Origin of the sequence: Amycolatopsis albidoflavus (assembly GCF_039525725.1) — a bacterium.
In the GTDB taxonomy this organism is placed as follows: Bacteria; Actinomycetota; Actinomycetes; order Mycobacteriales; family Pseudonocardiaceae; genus Amycolatopsis; species Amycolatopsis albidoflava.
Genome location: NZ_BAAAHV010000022.1, coordinates 810,622 through 827,435 on the forward strand (window position 1 = coordinate 810,622; position 16,814 = coordinate 827,435).

At 69.3% G+C, this 16,814-nt stretch carries 15 protein-coding genes; 9 read left to right on the top strand and 6 right to left on the bottom strand.

Features of this window, described 5'->3' with window-relative positions; genetic code table 11:
- Positions 1 to 18: 18 nt before the first annotated feature.
- On the bottom strand, positions 19 to 1,212 hold the full coding sequence (locus ABD156_RS36855) for an acyl-CoA dehydrogenase family protein (protein ID WP_344285052.1): 1,194 nt from the start codon (positions 1,210 to 1,212) through the stop codon (positions 19 to 21).
- A gap of 3 nt (positions 1,213 to 1,215) precedes the next feature.
- On the bottom strand, positions 1,216 to 2,277 hold the full coding sequence (locus ABD156_RS36860; RefSeq protein WP_344285055.1) for an acyl-CoA dehydrogenase family protein: 1,062 nt from the start codon (positions 2,275 to 2,277) through the stop codon (positions 1,216 to 1,218).
- A 220-nt stretch (positions 2,278 to 2,497) separates the two neighbouring features.
- Between ABD156_RS36860 and ABD156_RS36865 the strand changes: the two genes are divergently transcribed.
- From ABD156_RS36865 to ABD156_RS36890, 6 genes are all read left to right on the top strand, one after another.
- Entirely contained in the window at positions 2,498 to 3,682 is a 1,185-nt protein-coding gene (locus ABD156_RS36865; protein ID WP_344285057.1) for a thiolase family protein, read from the top strand.
- Positions 3,679 to 4,098 carry a Zn-ribbon domain-containing OB-fold protein gene (locus ABD156_RS36870; protein WP_344285060.1) on the top strand — a complete coding sequence of 140 codons (420 nt, stop codon included), beginning with the start codon at positions 3,679 to 3,681 and terminating at the stop codon, positions 4,096 to 4,098. Before ABD156_RS36865 ends, ABD156_RS36870 begins: the two co-directional genes overlap by 4 nt.
- Positions 4,088 to 4,882 (top strand): crotonase/enoyl-CoA hydratase family protein, encoded by a 795-nt coding sequence (locus ABD156_RS36875; RefSeq protein ID WP_344285063.1) that lies wholly within the window; start codon positions 4,088 to 4,090, stop codon positions 4,880 to 4,882. Before ABD156_RS36870 ends, ABD156_RS36875 begins: the two co-directional genes overlap by 11 nt.
- A gap of 152 nt (positions 4,883 to 5,034) precedes the next feature.
- On the top strand, positions 5,035 to 7,686 hold the full coding sequence (locus ABD156_RS36880) for an FtsX-like permease family protein (protein WP_344285066.1): 2,652 nt from the start codon (positions 5,035 to 5,037) through the stop codon (positions 7,684 to 7,686).
- 64 nt (positions 7,687 to 7,750) lie between these two features.
- On the top strand, positions 7,751 to 8,380 hold the full coding sequence (locus tag ABD156_RS36885; RefSeq protein WP_344285069.1) for an ABC transporter ATP-binding protein: 630 nt from the start codon (positions 7,751 to 7,753) through the stop codon (positions 8,378 to 8,380).
- Entirely contained in the window at positions 8,377 to 8,994 is a 618-nt protein-coding gene (locus ABD156_RS36890) for an ABC transporter ATP-binding protein (RefSeq protein WP_344285071.1), read from the top strand. The genes ABD156_RS36885 and ABD156_RS36890 overlap by 4 nt, the downstream gene beginning before the upstream one ends.
- A gap of 1 nt (position 8,995) precedes the next feature.
- Here ABD156_RS36890 and catC read toward each other — a convergent pair whose 3' ends face one another.
- From catC to ABD156_RS36910, 4 genes are read right to left on the bottom strand one after another with little or no spacing between them, the layout of a single operon-like run.
- The gene (gene catC / locus ABD156_RS36895) at positions 8,996 to 9,274 is read right to left on the bottom strand and encodes a muconolactone Delta-isomerase (protein ID WP_344285073.1); all 279 of its coding nucleotides are present in this window, start codon (positions 9,272 to 9,274) and stop codon (positions 8,996 to 8,998) included.
- A gap of 40 nt (positions 9,275 to 9,314) precedes the next feature.
- Positions 9,315 to 10,160 carry a catechol 1,2-dioxygenase gene (gene catA, locus ABD156_RS36900; protein WP_344285075.1) on the bottom strand — a complete coding sequence of 282 codons (846 nt, stop codon included), beginning with the start codon at positions 10,158 to 10,160 and terminating at the stop codon, positions 9,315 to 9,317.
- A gap of 32 nt (positions 10,161 to 10,192) precedes the next feature.
- Positions 10,193 to 11,296 carry a mandelate racemase/muconate lactonizing enzyme family protein gene (locus tag ABD156_RS36905; protein WP_344285078.1) on the bottom strand — a complete coding sequence of 368 codons (1,104 nt, stop codon included), beginning with the start codon at positions 11,294 to 11,296 and terminating at the stop codon, positions 10,193 to 10,195.
- Positions 11,293 to 12,201 (bottom strand): LysR substrate-binding domain-containing protein, encoded by a 909-nt coding sequence (locus ABD156_RS36910; protein ID WP_344285081.1) that lies wholly within the window; start codon positions 12,199 to 12,201, stop codon positions 11,293 to 11,295. Before ABD156_RS36910 ends, ABD156_RS36905 begins: the two co-directional genes overlap by 4 nt.
- 229 nt (positions 12,202 to 12,430) lie before the next feature.
- On the opposite strand from ABD156_RS36910, the gene benA reads away from it, so the two are divergent.
- The 3 genes from benA to benC are packed head-to-tail and all read left to right on the top strand — an operon-like array spanning position 12,431 to position 16,809.
- Positions 12,431 to 13,801, top strand: a complete 1,371-nt coding sequence (gene benA, locus ABD156_RS36915; RefSeq protein WP_344285084.1) for a benzoate 1,2-dioxygenase large subunit — start codon at positions 12,431 to 12,433, stop codon at positions 13,799 to 13,801.
- Positions 13,798 to 14,307 carry a benzoate 1,2-dioxygenase small subunit gene (gene benB / locus ABD156_RS36920; RefSeq protein WP_344285087.1) on the top strand — a complete coding sequence of 170 codons (510 nt, stop codon included), beginning with the start codon at positions 13,798 to 13,800 and terminating at the stop codon, positions 14,305 to 14,307. Before benA ends, benB begins: the two co-directional genes overlap by 4 nt.
- 12 nt (positions 14,308 to 14,319) lie before the next feature.
- Positions 14,320 to 16,809 carry a benzoate 1,2-dioxygenase electron transfer component BenC gene (gene benC, locus ABD156_RS36925; RefSeq protein WP_344285090.1) on the top strand — a complete coding sequence of 830 codons (2,490 nt, stop codon included), beginning with the start codon at positions 14,320 to 14,322 and terminating at the stop codon, positions 16,807 to 16,809.
- Positions 16,810 to 16,814: the final 5 nt, after the last annotated feature.

Consider the following 16,814-nt stretch of genomic DNA (forward strand, 5'->3'; position numbering starts at 1 on the left):
ACCAGCCTCCTCGATTGCTCAGCTGCGGCGGACGGCGCGGAAGGGCAGGTCGCGGTCGATCTCGGGTTCCTTGGGCAGGCCGAGGACGCGTTCGGCGATGATGGTGCGCTGGATCTGGTCGGTGCCGCCGCCGATGGAGGTGAAAAACGCGTTGAGCGCCAGGAAGTTCACGTCGTCGGCGACCGGGTTCTCGTCCCCGGCTAGCAGCGTTTCCGGACCGGCGATGTCAGTGCGCAGGCGGCCTTCGGCATGCAGGATGCCGGACATCGCGAGCTTTCCCAACGACATCACCGAACTCGACGTGCCCTGTTCGGCGGCGGCCTTCGCGCGGGCGTTGTTCAACGCGTTCAGCTCGCGCAACGCGAGCACGGTGGCCAGGTTGTCGCGGATGACCGGATCGGCGAGGCGGCCGCGGTCCCGGGCCAGCTCGACGAGGTCGTCGGCGATCGATCCGTGCCGCGACGCCCGTGCGCCGTCGCCCATGATGGAGCGTTCGTACGCCAGCGCGGTCTGCAACACGCGCCAGCCCTTGCCCTCCTCGCCAACCAGGTAGTCCGCCGGGATTTCGACGTCGGTCAGGAAGACCTCGTTGAAGTGCGCTTCGCCGGTGATCTGGACCAGCGGCCGGATGTCGACGCCGGGCTGGTGCATCGGCACGACGAAGTAGCTGAGGCCCTTGTGCTTCGGGACATCCCAGTCGGTGCGCGCGATCAGCAGCGCGTAGTCCGCGGTTTTCGCGCCGGAGGTCCAGACCTTCTGGCCGTTGACGATCCAGCGATCGCCGTCGCGGACCGCGGTGGTGCGGACGCCGGCGAGGTCGGAGCCCGCGCCGGGTTCGCTGTAGAACAGGCAGGTCCGGGAGCGTTCGGTGAGGACGTCGTGCAGCAGGTCGTTCTTGAGCTTTTCGGTGCCGAACGCGAGGACGGTGTTGGCCGGGATGCTGTATTTGTCCTGGCGCGCACCGGGCGCGTTCGCTGCCTCGAACTCGGCGGCGATGACGTCGGCCAGTTCAGCCGGGTAGCCGCGGCCGGACCATTCGACCGGCCAGGTCGGCACGGCGTATCCGGCGGCGACGACCTTTTCCAGCCACGCGACGCGTTCCGGGGTGGTGCTCCAGCGATCCTCGGCGGGGGCGAGCCCGGTCCATTCCGCGGCGAGCCACGCGCGGATTTCTTCCCGGAGCTGGTCCGCGGTGGGCAGGGTGGTGGTCATGAGTCAGGCCCCCTTCGAGACGAGGTAGCGCTCCCGGTGCAGCCGCGAGCCGCCGAACAGCTGTGCGCCGGAACGGGCGCGGCGCAGGTACAGGTGCGCTGGGTGTTCCCAGGTGAAGCCGATCCCGCCGTGCATCTGGATCGCGGACAGGGCAACGGTTTCGTACGCTTCCGCGCAGGCGAATCCGGCGAGTGCGATCGCGCCCGGGCTGCCGTCGGCCGCGGCGTGCCGGGCGGCCGACGTCGCGGATTCGACGTCCAGCAGCCGGTCCGCGGCGAGGTGCTTCATCGCCTGGAAACTGCCGATCGCGCGGCCGAACTGCACGCGGGTCTTGAGGTATTCGACGGTCGTCTCAAAGATCTTGCGAGCGCCGCCCGCTTGTTCCCCAGCGAGTGCGATGACGCTGAGGTCCAAGGCTTTCTGCACGGCCTCCCAACCTGCGGTACCGACTCGCCGCGCTGGTGTGTCAGCGAAGGCGAAGTGAGACAGCCGTACGGTCGGGTCGAATACCTCCGCCGCAGTACGGGTGAAGCCGGACGCGTCGGGGGAGACCTCGAAGACGCCGATGCCGTCGTCAGTGCGAGCGACGACGAGAATGACGTCGGCGAGCTGGCCGAAGGTCACGTAGGACGCGGTCCCGGTGAGAGTTCCGTTCGCTTGTACCGCAACGCTTTCGGGCGTCCAGGTGCTGCTGATCGCGACGGTTCCGATCGAGGATCCGTCGGCGAGCCCGGGCAGCAGACGGCATTTGTCCTCTTCGGACCCAGCCGCGTCGATGAGCGTCGCGGTCAGCACCGAACTGGACAGAAACGGCGACGGCAGCAGCGCCGCCCCGATTTCCTCCGACACCGCTTCGAGTTCTTCCGCGCCAAGGCCGACGCCGCCGTATTCCGTCGCGATCAGCAGGCCGGGCAACCCCAGCTCAGCCAGCTGTTTCCACAGCTCGGGGTCGTAGCCGGAGCCGGACGCCATCACGCGGCGTACGTCCGCCTCCGTGCAGCGGTCCGCGAGCAGGTCGCGCACCGCCTCCCGCAGCTGTTCGGTTTCCGCGGCGCTGATCGCCATCGCCGGACCGCCTTTCCCGTCGTCGGGTCTCGATTCCCATGCTGGGCGGCGAAAACGGCGATGTACATCACGGATTCCGACACCGGCAGGTTTCCGGAAAGGACATCGGCGCACGTGTCGCGGGCGCTCATCTGCCGGTGTCCCGACCGGTCGTTTACGCCGGGTCAGCGGGATGCGAACGTGGAGGGGCGACCACCGGTCGGGAACGGAGTGCGACGAGATGACGAGCAGGCGGGAAACCCCGGCGCGGCGGAGGGCGGCAATCGCCGGTCTCGGGCTCACTGAGCTGGGCAAAGTCTACGGTCCGAGCGCGCGGCAGTTCGCCGCGCAGGCGGTGCGGCGAGCGGCGGACGACGCCGGGATCGGGCTGTCCGACATCGACGGGCTGCTGGTGTCCGCCGGAACGACGCCCGGAGTGGACCTGAGCCTGCAAGTCGACTTAGGACTGCGCGACCTGCGGCTTTTCACCCAAATGCAGGCGTTCGGCTCTACGGCGGGCGCGATGGTGCAGTACGCCGCGATGGCTGTCGAGGCGGGCATGGCCGACACCGTCGCCTGCGTGTTCGCGGACGCCCCGCTCAAGCAGGGCAAGGCGACCGGCGCGGCCTACGGCGGCCGGCGCACGACCCCGACCGGCTGGGGAAGCTTGCTGGGCTCCAGCGGTTTCGCCGGACCGAACTCGTTCTACGCTCTCGCCGCGCGACGGCACATGAAGACCTACGGCACCACGAGCGAGCAACTCGGCGCGATCGCGGTCGCCCAGCGCGCGTGGGCGGCGAAGAACCCGCTGGCGCAACTGCGGGAGCCGATCACCCTGGCCGACCATCAAGCGTCCCGGTTCATCGCGGAACCGTTCCACCTGCTGGACTGCTGCCTGGTGTCGAACGGCGGTGCGGCGGTGATCGTGACGTCGGCGGAACGAGCGGCGACGTTGGCCCAACCTGCCGTCCAGGTGCTCGGCTGGGGCCAGGCCCACCCGGGGAACTCCTTCCGCCGCAACGACAATCTCGGCCTCGTGAGCGGCGCGGCACAGTCCGGTCCGGCGGCGATGGAGATGGCCGGAGTGACCATCGAGGACATCGACGTCGCCGAAATCTACGACTGCTACACCTTCACCGCGCTGCTCACCCTGGAGGACTACGGGTTCTGCGGCAAGGGCGAAGGCGGCGAATTCGTCGCGACGCCGGGCATGCTCGGCCCGGACGGCAAGCTCGCGGTGAACACCGGCGGCGGCCAGCTGTCGTCGTACTACCTGTGGGGCATGACGCCGCTGTCCGAGGCGATCATCCAGGCCCGCGGCCAAGGCGGCGAACGTCAGGTGCCGAAGCACGACACCGTGCTGGTTTCCGGCAACGGCGGCATTCTGGACCACCACAGCACGCTCGTGCTCGGAACGGAGGGATGACAGTGCGGATCAATCCAGTCGCGCGCGACGAGGAGTCCGCGGCGTTCTTCGACGGCACCGCGCTCGGCGAGTTCCGGCTGTTGCGGCGGCGCAGCACCGGCGAATACCTCGACCCGCGCACGGTCCCGGACCCCGACGAGGATCTGGAGTGGACGGCCGCCGCGGGAACCGGCACGGTGGTGTCGTGGTCGGTGGTGCACAAGCGGGCGCGCGACGGCGGCGAGCCGGAGCGCGTGGTCGTCGGCATCGTGGAGCTGGCCGAGGGACCGTGGTGGTGGTGCCGGCTCGACGCCGACCCGGACGCGGACCTCTGGCAGCTGCCGGTGCGGGCAGTCTTCGTGCCCTCCGGTCCCGACCCTGACCACGAGAAGGTGCCGGTCTTCGCGCCGGCGGAGGAGGCAGACCATGCCCGATGACGCCCCGGCCGCGCTCGTCGACCAGCGCGGACACGTCCTGGTGATCACGCTCAACCGGCCGCACGCGATGAACGCGGTCAACGCCGAGCTGAGCGAACTCGTCGGCACCGCGCTGGAACGGGCCGAGCAGGATCCGGAAACGCGCGTCGTCGTGCTGACCGGCGCGGGGGAGCGGGCGTTCTGCGCCGGAGCCGACCTGAAAGCCGTGTCGCGCGGGGAATCGCTCGCCGCGCCGGGCAACGAGCAATGGGGATTCGCCGGATACGCGCGGCACCCGATCTCGAAGCCGACCATCGCCGCGGTCAACGGCTTCGCCCTCGGCGGCGGCACCGAACTCGCGCTGGCCAGCGACCTGGTGGTAGCGGCCGAATCGGCGAAATTCGGACTGCCCGAGGTGAAACGCGGCCTCTTCGCCGCCGCCGGCGGCGTGTTCCGGCTGCCGAGGCAAATCCCGCAGAAGATCGCGATGGAGATGATGTTCACCGGCGAACCGCTGGACGCCGCCCGCGCGGCGACGCTGGGGCTGGTGAACCACGTGGTCCCGGACGCCGACGTGCTGACTGAGGCATTGGCGCTGGCGGAGAAGATCGCCGCGAACGCGCCGTTGGCGGTGCAGGCCAGCAAACGCGTCGCACTGGGCATTGTGGACGGTGCGATCTCGGCCGAGGACAGCGCTTGGGACAACACCCGCGAGAACGCCGTCGGGGTCATGACGAGCGAGGACGTCCGCGAGGGGACGCTGGCGTTCGTGGAGAAGCGCGCGCCGGTTTGGCAGGCGAAGTAAGCGTTCTGTACTCAGGAAAACGCGCTCTGTTCGCATCGGGCCGTGAACGTCCGTGAAGGGCTCCTTGAGGGAATCAGATTCCCTCTAGGAGCCCTTCACGGACATCGGGCAACGCCGCCCCGCGGGTGCCGGGATCGTGGCAGACTCGGCAGATGCGCGGGTGGGGGGCGACGCCGTGGACGCGGGCGCCGAAAACGGGGTGGCGGCAACCAGCGGTCGTAGTGGCCGCCATCGCGGCGGCGGTGCTCGTCGCGCTGCCCGCCGCGGCGGTGGCGCTGTTCCTGTCCTCGGCCGGGAACGCGACCCTGCACGACCAGATGAACCGGGCGTGCCAGTGGGCGGTCGGCGCGGAGTGGATCGGCGGCCTGCCGATGTCCCAGCCGTATCCGGGTGCCACGGGGCCGACCGGGAAGGCGCTCGACGACGCCCGGCTCGCTGTCGCGCGTGACGCCGCCCGGGACGTGCCACGGCTGTCCGGAGTGCGGTCGACGCTCTCCAGCAGCGCGAAGGTCAACCCGGTCCGGCCGGGCTCGTCGAATCCGGAGCAGTCCGCGACCTGGCTGGTCTACCAGGACGATTTCGCCGCGCACCTGCAGGTCCTGGAGGGCGGCAAGGGGCCGGGCATCTGGGTGTCGAGCCAGTTCGCGCAGGCGCGCGGGCTGCACGCGGGCGACCAGGTCGTGATCCAGGGCGGCTGGGCTCCGAAGACGGGCGTGCCGCCGGGCGCGCCGGTGGCGACGATGCCGGTCGCGGCGGTGTACCGGGACCTGCGCGAGCTGCCTGACCAGCCGTTCTGGTGCCATCTGCAGTCGCTGTACCGGCCGAATCCGCTGAGCGAGGCTCCGGTGTTCCCGGTGGCGTTCGTGTCGCGGGACGCGCTGTTCGGGCTGACCCCGGCCGACTCGGGGCTCGGCAGCTTCCTCGAGGCCTCAGTCGACCAGAACGGGCTGACCACGGAGAACGCGCCCGCCGCCATCGCCGGGCTGGAACGGGCACGGGCGCGCACCGAGAACCAGCCCGACCTGTTCGCGCAACGCGGCCGGATGCAGTTCACCTCGTCGCTGCGCGGCATCGCCGACCGGGCTGACCAGGTCGAATCCTCGCTCGCCTCGACGGTCGTGCCGATCGGCGTCGCCGGGTCGCTGACCGGGCTGGTCATCTCGGCGACGGTCGGGTCGTTCTGGGTCGAACGCCGCCGGGCCGAATTGGCGGTGCTGTCCGCGCGCGGGGCCGGGCCGGGCGCGCTGGCCGGGAAAGCGTTGCTGGAGCTGGGTTCCATCGCGCTGCTCGGCACTGTCGGCGGCTGGTTCGCCGCGCGCGGGCTGGTCAGCGCGCTGGGGCCGAGCCCGCTGGTGACGCCGTCCGCGCTCGGCTATTCGATCGGCGGCGCGGCGGTCGCGTTCCTGGCGACGCTCGCCGGGATCGCCGGTTCGGTCGTCCTGCGCACGCGGGCGATGTTCGATGCGCACACCTCGCGGATCCGGCATCTGCCGTGGGAAATCCTCCCGCTGGTCGCCGCGGTGGTCTGCTACTTCGCGCTCGGCGACGGCACGCAGACCGGGCTCGGCCAGGCCGGTTCGGTCGCGCGGATCCCGCCTCGGCTGATCGTCGTGCCGCTGCTGCTTGTGCTGGGGCTGGCGATGCTGGTGACCCGGGTCGTGCGGCTGACATTGCCTCGGATACGCGCGGTGCGGCGAGAACGGGCCGTGGCGTTCTTGGCCTGGCGACGGCTCGCTTCGGCGCCGGCTGCGGCAGCCGTGCTGGTCGGGGCGACCGCGGTCCCGGTTGCGCTTTCGATTTTCGCTACCACGGTCACCGGCTCCGTCCAGCGCACGCTCGACGACGAGGGCCAGCTGGTGGTCGGTTCAGATGTCGTGGTGCATCTGACCGGTCCCGCCGCGATCCCGTCCGGCCTCAGTGGACAGTCCACATTGGTCGATCGCTACGACTCGGCGTACCTGGGCAGCAAGACGGTGAACGTGCTCGGCGTCGACCCGGCGACCTTCGGCTCAGCCGCGTTCTGGGACGACCACTTCAGCGGACCGACGCTGGCGGAGCTGCTCGACCAGATGTCCGGCGACACCCCGGTCGGCATCATCGCCGGGGTCCCGGACGCGCCCGAGCAGGCGACGCTCAGCATCGGAGGCAAGGACCTGCCGTTGCGCGTCGTCACGGTGGCGCAGCTGCCCGGGAAGAGCGCCGGGTTCCCGGAATTGCTGCTGCGCAAGGACATTCTCGCCAAGTTCGCCGGAGAGAGCGTCCACCGCGAGCTGTGGGCGCGCGGCGATCCGGCGCAGGTGCTGCCGGAATTGGGCAAAGCCGGGGTTCCGGCCGGGACGGTGAGCCGCGCGACCGACGTCACCGCGCACGGCGTATACGGCGGAGTCACTTACACCTTCGCGTTTCTGACCGCAGTGTCCGCTTTGGTCGGTGTGGTTGTCCTAGTTGGACTCTTGTTGTATCTCAACGCCCGGGCGCGCGCCCGCCGCGGCGCGTATGTGCTGCTGCGCCGGATGGGGATCACCTCGGGTGCGCATTGGCGGGCGCTCGCCTACGAGGTCGGCGGGTTGCTGGCGGCCGGATTCGCTGTGGGCGTCGGGTTCGCGGCCATCGCGGTCTCGGTGACCTACGAGGGCTACGACCTCGATCCGTCGACGCCGCCGGGCACCGTGATCCCGGTTCCGTGGGGGCCGGGCGGGCAGTTGCTGCTCGCGGCGGTGGTCGTCGCGCTTGTCGTTACTTACGCGGCCCAGCGCGCGGCTGCGCGGGCGTTGCCTTCGGAGGTGTTGCGTGACAGTGCCTGATCAACCACTGCCTGATCGAACACTGCCTGATAAAACACTGCCTGATGCTGTTCGAGGTACCGGATTGACCCACAGCTATCGCACGGCCGGTCGTTCGCTGACCGCATTGCACGAGGTCTCGATCGCCGCCGCGCGCGGTCGGATTACCGCGCTGGTCGGGCCTTCCGGATCGGGCAAATCGACCTTGCTGCGGATGCTGGCCTGCCTGGAACGGCCGGACGAGGGCCGGGTCGAGGTCGGCGGCACGGACGTCACCGCGTTGTCCGCCCGGGCCCGCCGGGCGGTACGGCGGCGGCGGATCGGTTACGTGTTCCAGAATCCCGTCGACAATCTGCTGGATTACCTGACGGTGCAAGAACATCTGGAGCTGGCGGCGAAAATGCGCGGCTCCGGCCTCTCGCTGTCCTTGCTCGACCGGCTGGGCCTGGACGACCGCCGCGGCCACCGTCCGCGCCAGCTTTCCGGCGGCGAACAGCAGCGCACCGCGCTCGCCTTCGCCGCGGTCGGCGACCCGGACGCGGTGCTGGCGGACGAACCGACCGCGCAACTGGACCGTTCGTCGGCCGGATTGGTCGCGGAGGCGTTCCGTGCTTTGGCTGAGGCTGGCCAGACCGTCGTGGTCGCGACGCACGACCCCGTGCTGGCGGAAGCGGCGGACGACGTGGTGGAACTCGTGGACGGGAGGGTCCGGTGAGTGCCTTGCTCAGTCTGTCCGACGTAAGCCGTTCCCACGGCGGAATGCCGGTGCTGCGGCACACGAGCCTGGACCTGACGGCGGGCGAATTGGTCGCGCTGACCGGTCCGTCCGGCTCGGGCAAAAGCACTTTGCTGATGATCGCGGGCGGCTGGGACACGCCGGACAGCGGGACGGTCACTGCGCACCCGCCGATGCCGGAGGTGCCGGTTTCAGAGCAGCCGTGGCACGCGCTGGCCTTTGTGCCGCAGTCGATCGCGCTGTTCGAGGAGTTGACGGTCGCCGACAACCTCGCTTTCGCCGCGCGGACCGCGACAGAGCCGCCGGATCAGTCGAAACTGCTGGAAACCCTGGACTTGGCGAAGCTGGCCGACCGCTTGCCGAGCGAGGTTTCACGCGGGGAACAGCAACGAGGCGCGGTGGCGCGAGCGCTGGCGTCAGGCCCGTTGGTGCTGCTCGCGGACGAGCCGACGTCGCATCAGGACCGTGCACACGCGGAGATGGTGCTGACGGCTTTGCGCCAAGCAGCGGATCGCGGGACGGCGGTGTTGGTGGCGTCCCACGATCCGCTGCTGGCCGAGCACGCGGACCGCGTCGTCGCGGTCGGCGAGTGAGTCAGTCCACTTTGGACGGATGCCGCGCGAGGGCGGTCACCTGGATGTCCATGTACGGGAACAGCGGCAGGTTCGACAGGATCCGGTGCAGCTCGTCGTGGTCGGCGACGTCCAGCACCGAGTAGTTCGCGTACTCGCCCGCGATCCGCCAGATGTGCGGCCATTTCCCGCTGCGCTGCAGCTGCTGGCTGTACTCCTTCTCGCGCGCGATGAGGGCGTCGCGGACCGCTGGGTCCAGGTCCGGGGGAAGGCGGACGTCCATCCGCACGTGGTAAAGCATGAGTCTCCTGCCGAATCAGAGGGCGGAATCAGAAGCGGAATCAGACGGCTGGATCGAGGACGAAGCCGTACTCGATGGTCTCGCCGTCGCCGGACGGCCGGGGGTCGAGCAGCAGTTCCGGCTTCACCGCGGACGCGATGTCGTCGTCATTGTGCTCGTCGCCCGGGAAGTACAGCTGCGCGGTGAGCAGTTCGTGCCCCGGCGCGGACACCTTGACGTGCAGGTGCGCCGGACGCCAGGCGTGCCAGCCCGCCGCCGCGATCAGCTTGCCGCACGCGCCGTCGGTCGGGATCTGGTACGGCGCGGGGCGCACGGTGTGGATCTCGAAGCGGCCCTCGTCGTCGGCGGTGAACGTGCCGCGCAGGTTCCACTCCGGGATGTCCGGCGCGAACTGGGAGTACAGCCCGTCCGCGTCCGCGTGCCACAGTTCGATCTTCGCGCCGCTCAGTGCCGCGCCGGTGGTCGAGGTGACCTGCCCGGTCCAGGTGAGCGCGGTGCCCGGCTCGTTCTCCCGCGAGGGGACCGAACCGCGCGCGCCCTGTTCGGGGGCGTCCGGCACGTAATAGGGGCCCTCGATGGTGCCCTTGTTGCCCTGCCGGTGCTCGGTGGCGACGTCCTCGACGACGTGCTCGACCCAGACGTCCAGGAACAGCGGCCATTCGCCGTCCTCGCCGACGCTGATCAGCCACGACTTGAGCGCGTTGTACTCCTCGTAGGTCACCTTGTGCTTGCGGATCGTCGAGTGCACGGCCTCGAGCACCTCGCGGGCCAGCAGGCTGACCCGTTCCTTCGGGGTGCCCGCGACGCCGGCGAGCTTGTCGCTCTTGAACCGTTCGGTGGCGTTGGCTCCGGACGCGGCGGCGGTGGGGGAATGCGTGGCAGTCATGAATCCTCCTTGATCCATCGGGGGTTTCCGGCTCAGCGGTCTTGCCGGTAGTGCCGGAGCTTGCCGGGGTCGAGTGCGGCGCCGAGGCCGGCGCCGGGGCGGATGACCAGTTCGCCGTCCGCGATGCACAGCGGTTCGGCGAGCAGGTCGTCGGTCATGTCCAGGAAGTTGGACAGTTCGCCGGGACGGCGCGACGTCAGCTCGTACGCCGCTCCAAACGCGACAGTGCACAGTGAACCGAGCTGGCCGTCGATCTGGTTGCCCATCAACACTTCCAGCCCGAGACCCTCCGCGAGATGGTGCGTGCGCTGCGAACGCGTGAAGCCGGTGCGGGCGGTCTTGATGCTGATCGCCGTGGCCGACCCGGAGAGGATCTCGCGGGTCACGTCGGCCGGGGTCACCGCGGATTCGTCGGCGATGAACGGAATGTCCACATGGGACACGAGCCAGCGGCGGCCGAGCACGTCGTCGGCGGGGCACAGCTCCTCGGCGAAAAGCAGGTCGAGGTCGGCCATTTCCCGCATCGCGCGGGCGGATTCCGCGGCGGTCCAGCCCCGGTTGCCGTCCACGTACAGGTCGACCTCGGCGCCGAACCGTTCCCGCAGCGCGCGAACCACTGCGGTGTCAAGAGAAACCGGACGGCGGCCGACCTTCACCTTGAACGTCGTGATGCCGTAGCTGTCGCGAATCCGCTCCGCCTCGGCCACCATCGCGGCAGGCTCGTCGAACCCGAGCATGTGCGACACCTTCATGCGGTCGGTGTAGCCGCCGAGCAGTTCGGTGACCGAGACGTCGAGGCTTTGGCCAAGCGCGTCCCAGATCGCCATGTCCAAAGCGGACTTCGCGGCCGGATTGCCGACAGTGCGGGAAAGCCGGGCGTGCACCGTCTCGCGTTCGAGCAGGCTCAGGCCGACTACTTGCGGGGCGAAGACGGTCTCCAGCACAGCCACGATCCCGGCTTGGGTCTCGCCGTAGGTGAACGGCCGCGGCGGCGCTTCGGCAACGCCGACCACACCGTCGTCGGTGTGCACGCGGACCAGCACATGCTCGGCCGTGTGCACCTCGCCGGAAGCGAAACGCAGCGGTTTGCGGTAGGGGATGGCGAACGGAATCGCCTCCACCCGGGTGATCTTCATCGTGTCCTCCCTGACACGGGCACTTCGACGGGGAACAGCTCGCCGAGCGCGTCGAGCACGGCCGGGACCAGTGCCGAGGCCCGGTCGCGGTGCCAGGCGAGCGCGAGCTGGACGGTGGCGGCGCCGGCGAGGTCGCGGAACACGACCCCGGCCAGCGGCAGCGCCCGCGCGGACGCGGGGACGACGCCGACGCCGAGACCACCGGCGACCAGGGCGAGCAGCACCGCGGTGCCGGCCGCTTCGTGCTCGCGTTGCGGGGTGAATCCGGCGTCGCGGCAGCTGCGCAGCACCGCTTCGTTGACGACGGAGTAGCTGGCTGGGTAGGTGACGAAGGCTTCGGCACGCAGATCGCTCATCGCGACGACCGGTTCCACCGCGAGCCGGTGGTCGGCCGGGACGGCGAGCACGAGCGGCTCGGTCTCGATGACGTGCAGGTCGAGGTCGCCGCCGGTGACCGGCGGACGCAGCACGCCGATGTCGAGCGTGCCGTCGCGCAGCTGTTCGCACTGCTCGCCGGTGAGCAGGTCGGCGTGCACTTCGAGTTCGACCTCGGGCAGCCGGTGCTGCAGCGCGCGGGCGACCTGCGGCAGGTGCGAGAGCGCGGCGGTGCCGGTGAAGCCGATCCGGGCGAGGCCGCGGCGGCCGTCGGCGATGCGCCGGGCTCCGCGCGCGCCCGCCTCGACGGCGTCCAGGATCCGCTGGGCCTCGGCCAGGAAGAACCGGCCGGCGGGGGTGACCTGCACCTGCCGCGTCGTGCGGCTCAGCAGGGCGACGCCCAGCTCGTCCTCCAACTGCCGGATCGCGTGCGAAAGCGCGGGCTGGGCGAGGTGCAGGCGTTCGGCGGCGCGGCCGAAGTGGCAGGTCTCGGCGACGGCGGCGAAGTACCGCAGGTGGCGCAGTTCCATCGGGCTGCCTCCTCACCGGCTCCTCGCGTGGTCTCGCTCACCGTAAGTTCCGGCATTGAGTGAAGACAAGGAGCGGTTTGCGTGCGATTGATAAACGGCATCGAATAATCACACCCTAGGTCAGGACTGGGTCTTGCCCTGGTGTGACCGCGGGCACGGGATGGCACAGTGCGGGAAACGCCCTGCTGGGGAGCCGATCAGTGCAGATCAGAGGCCCGTTGGAGGAGTCATGACCGAGATGCTGGACCACGCCGCTTCCGTAGTCGCGGACGCGGTGGTGGAGGACCCGGAGGCGGGCGTCTACCGAGCGAACCGCCGGATCTTCACCGACGAGGAGATCTTCGAACTCGAGATGAAGCACATCTTCGAGGGCAACTGGATCTACCTCGCCCACGAAAGCCAGCTGCCGAACCCGGGCGACTACTTCACCACCACGATCGGCCGCCAGCCCGTCGTCCTCACCCGGGACAAGGCCGGCGAGCTGCACTGCCTGATCAACGCCTGCGCGCACCGCGGCGCGATGATCTGCCGGCGAAAACGCGACAACCGGCCCACGCTGACCTGCCCGTTCCACGGCTGGACCTTCCGCAATGACGGCAAGCTGCTGAAGGTCAAGGACCCGGACGGCGCGGGCTACCCGGAGTCGTTCGACACCGACGGGTCGCACGACCTGACGAAGGTCGCCCGGTTCGAGTCCTACCGCGGCTTCCTGTTCGGGAGCCTGAACCCGGACGTGCTGCCGCTGACCGAACACCTCGGCGACGCCACGAAAGTGATCGACATGCTCGTGGACCAGTCGCCGGACGGGCTCGAAGTGCTGCGCGGCGCGTCCACCTATACCTACGACGGCAACTGGAAGGTCCAGGCGGAGAACGGCGCGGACGGCTACCACGTCACCGCCACGCACTGGAATTACGCGGCCACCACAGCCCGGCGCAACACCGGCGAATCGGCCAACGACACGAAGACCCTCGACGCCGGTTCGTGGGGGAAGTCCGGCGGCGGCTACTGGTCGTTCCCGCACGGACATCTGTGCCTGTGGACCTGGGCGGGCAATCCGCAGGACCGTCCACTGTGGCCGCGGATGGCGGAGCTGAAAGAGAAGTACGGCGACGCCAAGGGCGAGTTCATGGTGCGCGGGTCCCGGAATCTGTGCGTGTATCCCAACGTATACCTGATGGACCAGTTCTCCACGCAGATCCGGCATTTCCGGCCGATCGCGCCGGACAAGACCGAGGTCACCATTTACTGCATCGCGCCGAAGGGCGAAAGCGCCGAATCGCGGGCGTGGCGGATCCGGCAGTACGAGGACTTCTTCAACGCCTCGGGCATGGCGACGCCGGACGACCTGGAGGAATTCCGGTCCTGCCAGCTCACCTTCCGGGCGACGGCCGCGCCGTGGAACGACATGAGCCGCGGCGCGCGGCATTGGCTCACCGGGCCGGACGAGGTCGCGTCGTCGCTCGGGCTCGACGGTGTCGTGTCGGCCGGGCAGAAGAACGAGGACGAGGGCCTTTATCCGGTGCAGCACGGGTATTGGCAGGAGACCATGCGCGCGGCGATCGCCCGTGAGCAGGCTGTTCGAGGTGAGACCCGATGACCGCGGCCGCCGAGAAGACCATCACCCAGCACGACGTCGAGCAGTTCCTTTACCGCGAGGCGCGGTATCTGGACGACCGCGAGTTCGAGAAGTGGCTGGAATGCTACGCCGACGACGTCGTGTACTGGATGCCTTCCTGGGGCGACGACGATCTGCTCACCGAGGACCCGCAGCGCGACATCTCGCTGATTTACTACCCGAACAAGGGCGGCCTTGAGGACCGGGTGTTCCGGATCCGCACCGAACGCTCGAGCGCGACGTCGATTCCGGAACCGCGGACCAGCCACAACATCTCGAACGTCGAGCTGATCGAGCGGCACGGCGATCTGGTGGACGTGCGGTTCAACTGGCACACGATGTACTTCCGGTACCACACGGTCGATCCGTATTACGGGACGTCGTTCTACACCGTCGATTTCTCCGGTCCGTCGCCGTTGATCCGGCGGAAGACAGTGGTGCTCAAGAACGATTACATCCACCACGTCGTCGACGTGTACCACTTCTGAGCGGAGGTGGTCATGAACCACCGGATCGCTCTGTCCTTTGAGGACGGTGTCACCCGCTTTGTCACGTGCGCGCCGGATCAGACGGTCGCGGACGCGTCGTATCGGCAGCGCATCAACATTCCGCTCGACTGCCGCGACGGTGCGTGCGGAACCTGCAAGGCGTTCTGCGAATCGGGGGAGTACGAGGGCGGTTCCTATCTCGAAGATGCCTTGAGCCAGGACGAGGCCGAGCGCGGGTATGTGTTGCCGTGCAGTATGAAGCCGAAGTCCGATCTGGTGCTGCAGATCGCGAGCACGTCGGCGGTCGCGAAGACGCAGGCTGCGGAGCATCACGGGACTCTTGTCGCGCTGGACCGGCTTTCGCCGACGACGATGTCGCTGACGGTGGAGATCCGTGATCGGGATCGGCTCGCGTTTCTGCCGGGGCAGTACGTGAACATCACCGTTCCGGGCACTGAGGTGACGCGGTCGTACTCGTTCAGCAATGGTCCTGAGGACGAGCGGCTGACTTTTCTGGTGAAACTCACGCCGGGCGGGGTCATGTCGGATTACCTCACTGGACGGGCGAAATCCGGCGACGACCTGACATTCACCGGGCCGCACGGGAGTTTCTTCCTGCGTGAGACGGACCGGCCGGTGTTGCTGCTGGCCGGAGGTACCGGGCTCGCGCCGATTCTGTCCATTGTGCGCACAATGCGTGATTCTGGCGTGACCAGGCCAGCGCATCTGGTGTACGGCGTGAGCACCGACGACGATCTGGTGGAGACGGTGACGCTGGAGAAGCTCGCCGGCGAGGTTCCCGGGCTGACCTGGGACTACTGCGTTTCGGATCCGGAGAGTGCCGCGCCGAACAAGGGCTATGTGACCACGCTGATCCGCGACGAGCACCTGCAAGGCGGCGACGTCGCGGTGTATCTGTGCGGCCCGCCGCCGATGGTGGAGGCGGTGCGAGGGCATTTCACGTCGGCCGGGTTCGAACCAACGGGGTTTTATTACGAGAAGTTCGCGCTCGCGGCACCGGTCCGCGCGCCGGAGATTCCGGTGCAGCCGGTGGTGGTGGCCGATCCGGAACCCAAGCTGGAGCTGGAGTTCGTCGCGGGCCGCGCGCTGGCCGGGCAGGAGCTGTTCCCGACGGTCGAATTGGCCCCGCTGCGGGCCGGAGCGACGCTGTCCGCGGCGGAAGAAGCACGGGTCGCGCGCACGATCGCGGGGCAGGAAATGCTGCCCGCGGCCGACGAAACGCCGGGCGAGTACGAAATCGGCGAGGAGCACCCGTCGGTGCACGAATCGGACGCCGTTTTCGAGGCTCGGCAAGCACTCGAACTAGGTGCGCTCGAATTGACCATCGGACGGCTGACGTCGGGCCAGCTCGCCGGATATCGGCTGCTGGCCGAGTCGACAGTGCCCTATGTGGACGGTGACCGTTTCCTGGACGCCGCCGCCTACACCGAAACCAACGCGGCGTTCCACGACTACCTGTTCACGCTCACCGGTAACGAGCACCTGCTGCAGGCGTATCAGGCACTTGGCGTGAAAGGCCACATGGCCGAGACTCTGCGCAACGCGACCTGGTGCCATCCACGCTGCACGCAGGACCACCTGGACCTGGTCGCGGCGTTCGAGTCCGGCGACCGAGCGACCGCGCGACGGCTGGTGGCCGAGCACGCGGAACGGTCGAAGGTCACCACCCGGCGGGCGATGGGCCGTGCCGCTGAAGGGCCGAAGTTCCTGTCGCCGGGGCGGTTCGCGGGCAAGGTCGTGGTGGTCACCGGCGCGGCGCAGGGGATCGGCGAGGCGACGGCCCGGCGGATCGCCGCGGAGGGCGGCGCGCTGGTGCTCGCCGACCGGTCCGGCCTGGTCAGCGGCTTGTCCGATGAGCTGCCCGAGGCCGCCGCGGTCGTCGCCGATCTGGAGACCTGGGAGGGCGCGCAGGCGGTCGCCGAGGCGGCCTTGGCCCGGTTCGGCCGGATCGACGTGCTGGTCAACAACGTCGGCGGTGCGCTGCGGTTCAAGCCGTTCACCGAGTTCGGCCCGGACGAGATCGAGGCCGAGCTCCGCCGGTCCCTGCTGACCACGCTGTTCTCCTGCCGGGCCGCGTTGCCGTCGATGGCGCAGCGCGGCGGCGGGGTGATCGTGAACGTCTCGTCGGCGGCCACCCGCGGCATTCACCGGATCCCGTATTCGGCGGCGAAAGGCGGGATCAACGCGCTCACCGCGTCGCTGGCGTTCGAGTACGCCGACGCCGGCGTCCGCGTGGTCGCGACCGCGCCGGGCGGCACCGAAGCCCCGCCCCGGCGGATTCCGCGCGGCGGCCCCGATCCGGCCACTGACCAGGAACGGGAGTGGTTCCAGGCGCACATCGACCAGACTGTCGGGTCGTCATTGCTCAAGCGGTACGGCACCCTGGACGAGCAGGCCGCGGCGATCGCGTTCCTGGCCTCGGACGAGGCCTCGTACGTCACCGGCACCGTCCTGCCCGTGGCCGGGGGCGATCTCGGCTGACGGCG

Excerpts from the sequence above, each read along its gene's own strand:
- benC (WP_344285090.1), top strand. The coding sequence starts at position 14,320 with ATGAACCACCGGATCGCTCTGTCCTTTGAGGACGGTGTCACCCGCTTT.
- ABD156_RS36860 (WP_344285055.1), bottom strand. The coding sequence starts at position 2,277 with ATGGCGATCAGCGCCGCGGAAACCGAACAGCTGCGGGAGGCGGTGCGC.
- benA (WP_344285084.1), top strand. The coding sequence starts at position 12,431 with ATGACCGAGATGCTGGACCACGCCGCTTCCGTAGTCGCGGACGCGGTG.
- benB (WP_344285087.1), top strand. The coding sequence starts at position 13,798 with ATGACCGCGGCCGCCGAGAAGACCATCACCCAGCACGACGTCGAGCAG.
- ABD156_RS36905 (WP_344285078.1), bottom strand. The coding sequence starts at position 11,296 with ATGAAGATCACCCGGGTGGAGGCGATTCCGTTCGCCATCCCCTACCGC.
- ABD156_RS36855 (WP_344285052.1), bottom strand. The coding sequence starts at position 1,212 with ATGACCACCACCCTGCCCACCGCGGACCAGCTCCGGGAAGAAATCCGC.
- ABD156_RS36910 (WP_344285081.1), bottom strand. The coding sequence starts at position 12,201 with ATGGAACTGCGCCACCTGCGGTACTTCGCCGCCGTCGCCGAGACCTGC.
- catA (WP_344285075.1), bottom strand. The coding sequence starts at position 10,160 with ATGACTGCCACGCATTCCCCCACCGCCGCCGCGTCCGGAGCCAACGCC.
- ABD156_RS36870 (WP_344285060.1), top strand. The coding sequence starts at position 3,679 with ATGACAGTGCGGATCAATCCAGTCGCGCGCGACGAGGAGTCCGCGGCG.
- ABD156_RS36865 (WP_344285057.1), top strand. The coding sequence starts at position 2,498 with ATGACGAGCAGGCGGGAAACCCCGGCGCGGCGGAGGGCGGCAATCGCC.
- ABD156_RS36875 (WP_344285063.1), top strand. The coding sequence starts at position 4,088 with ATGCCCGATGACGCCCCGGCCGCGCTCGTCGACCAGCGCGGACACGTC.
- ABD156_RS36880 (WP_344285066.1), top strand. The coding sequence starts at position 5,035 with ATGCGCGGGTGGGGGGCGACGCCGTGGACGCGGGCGCCGAAAACGGGG.
- catC (WP_344285073.1), bottom strand. The coding sequence starts at position 9,274 with ATGCTTTACCACGTGCGGATGGACGTCCGCCTTCCCCCGGACCTGGAC.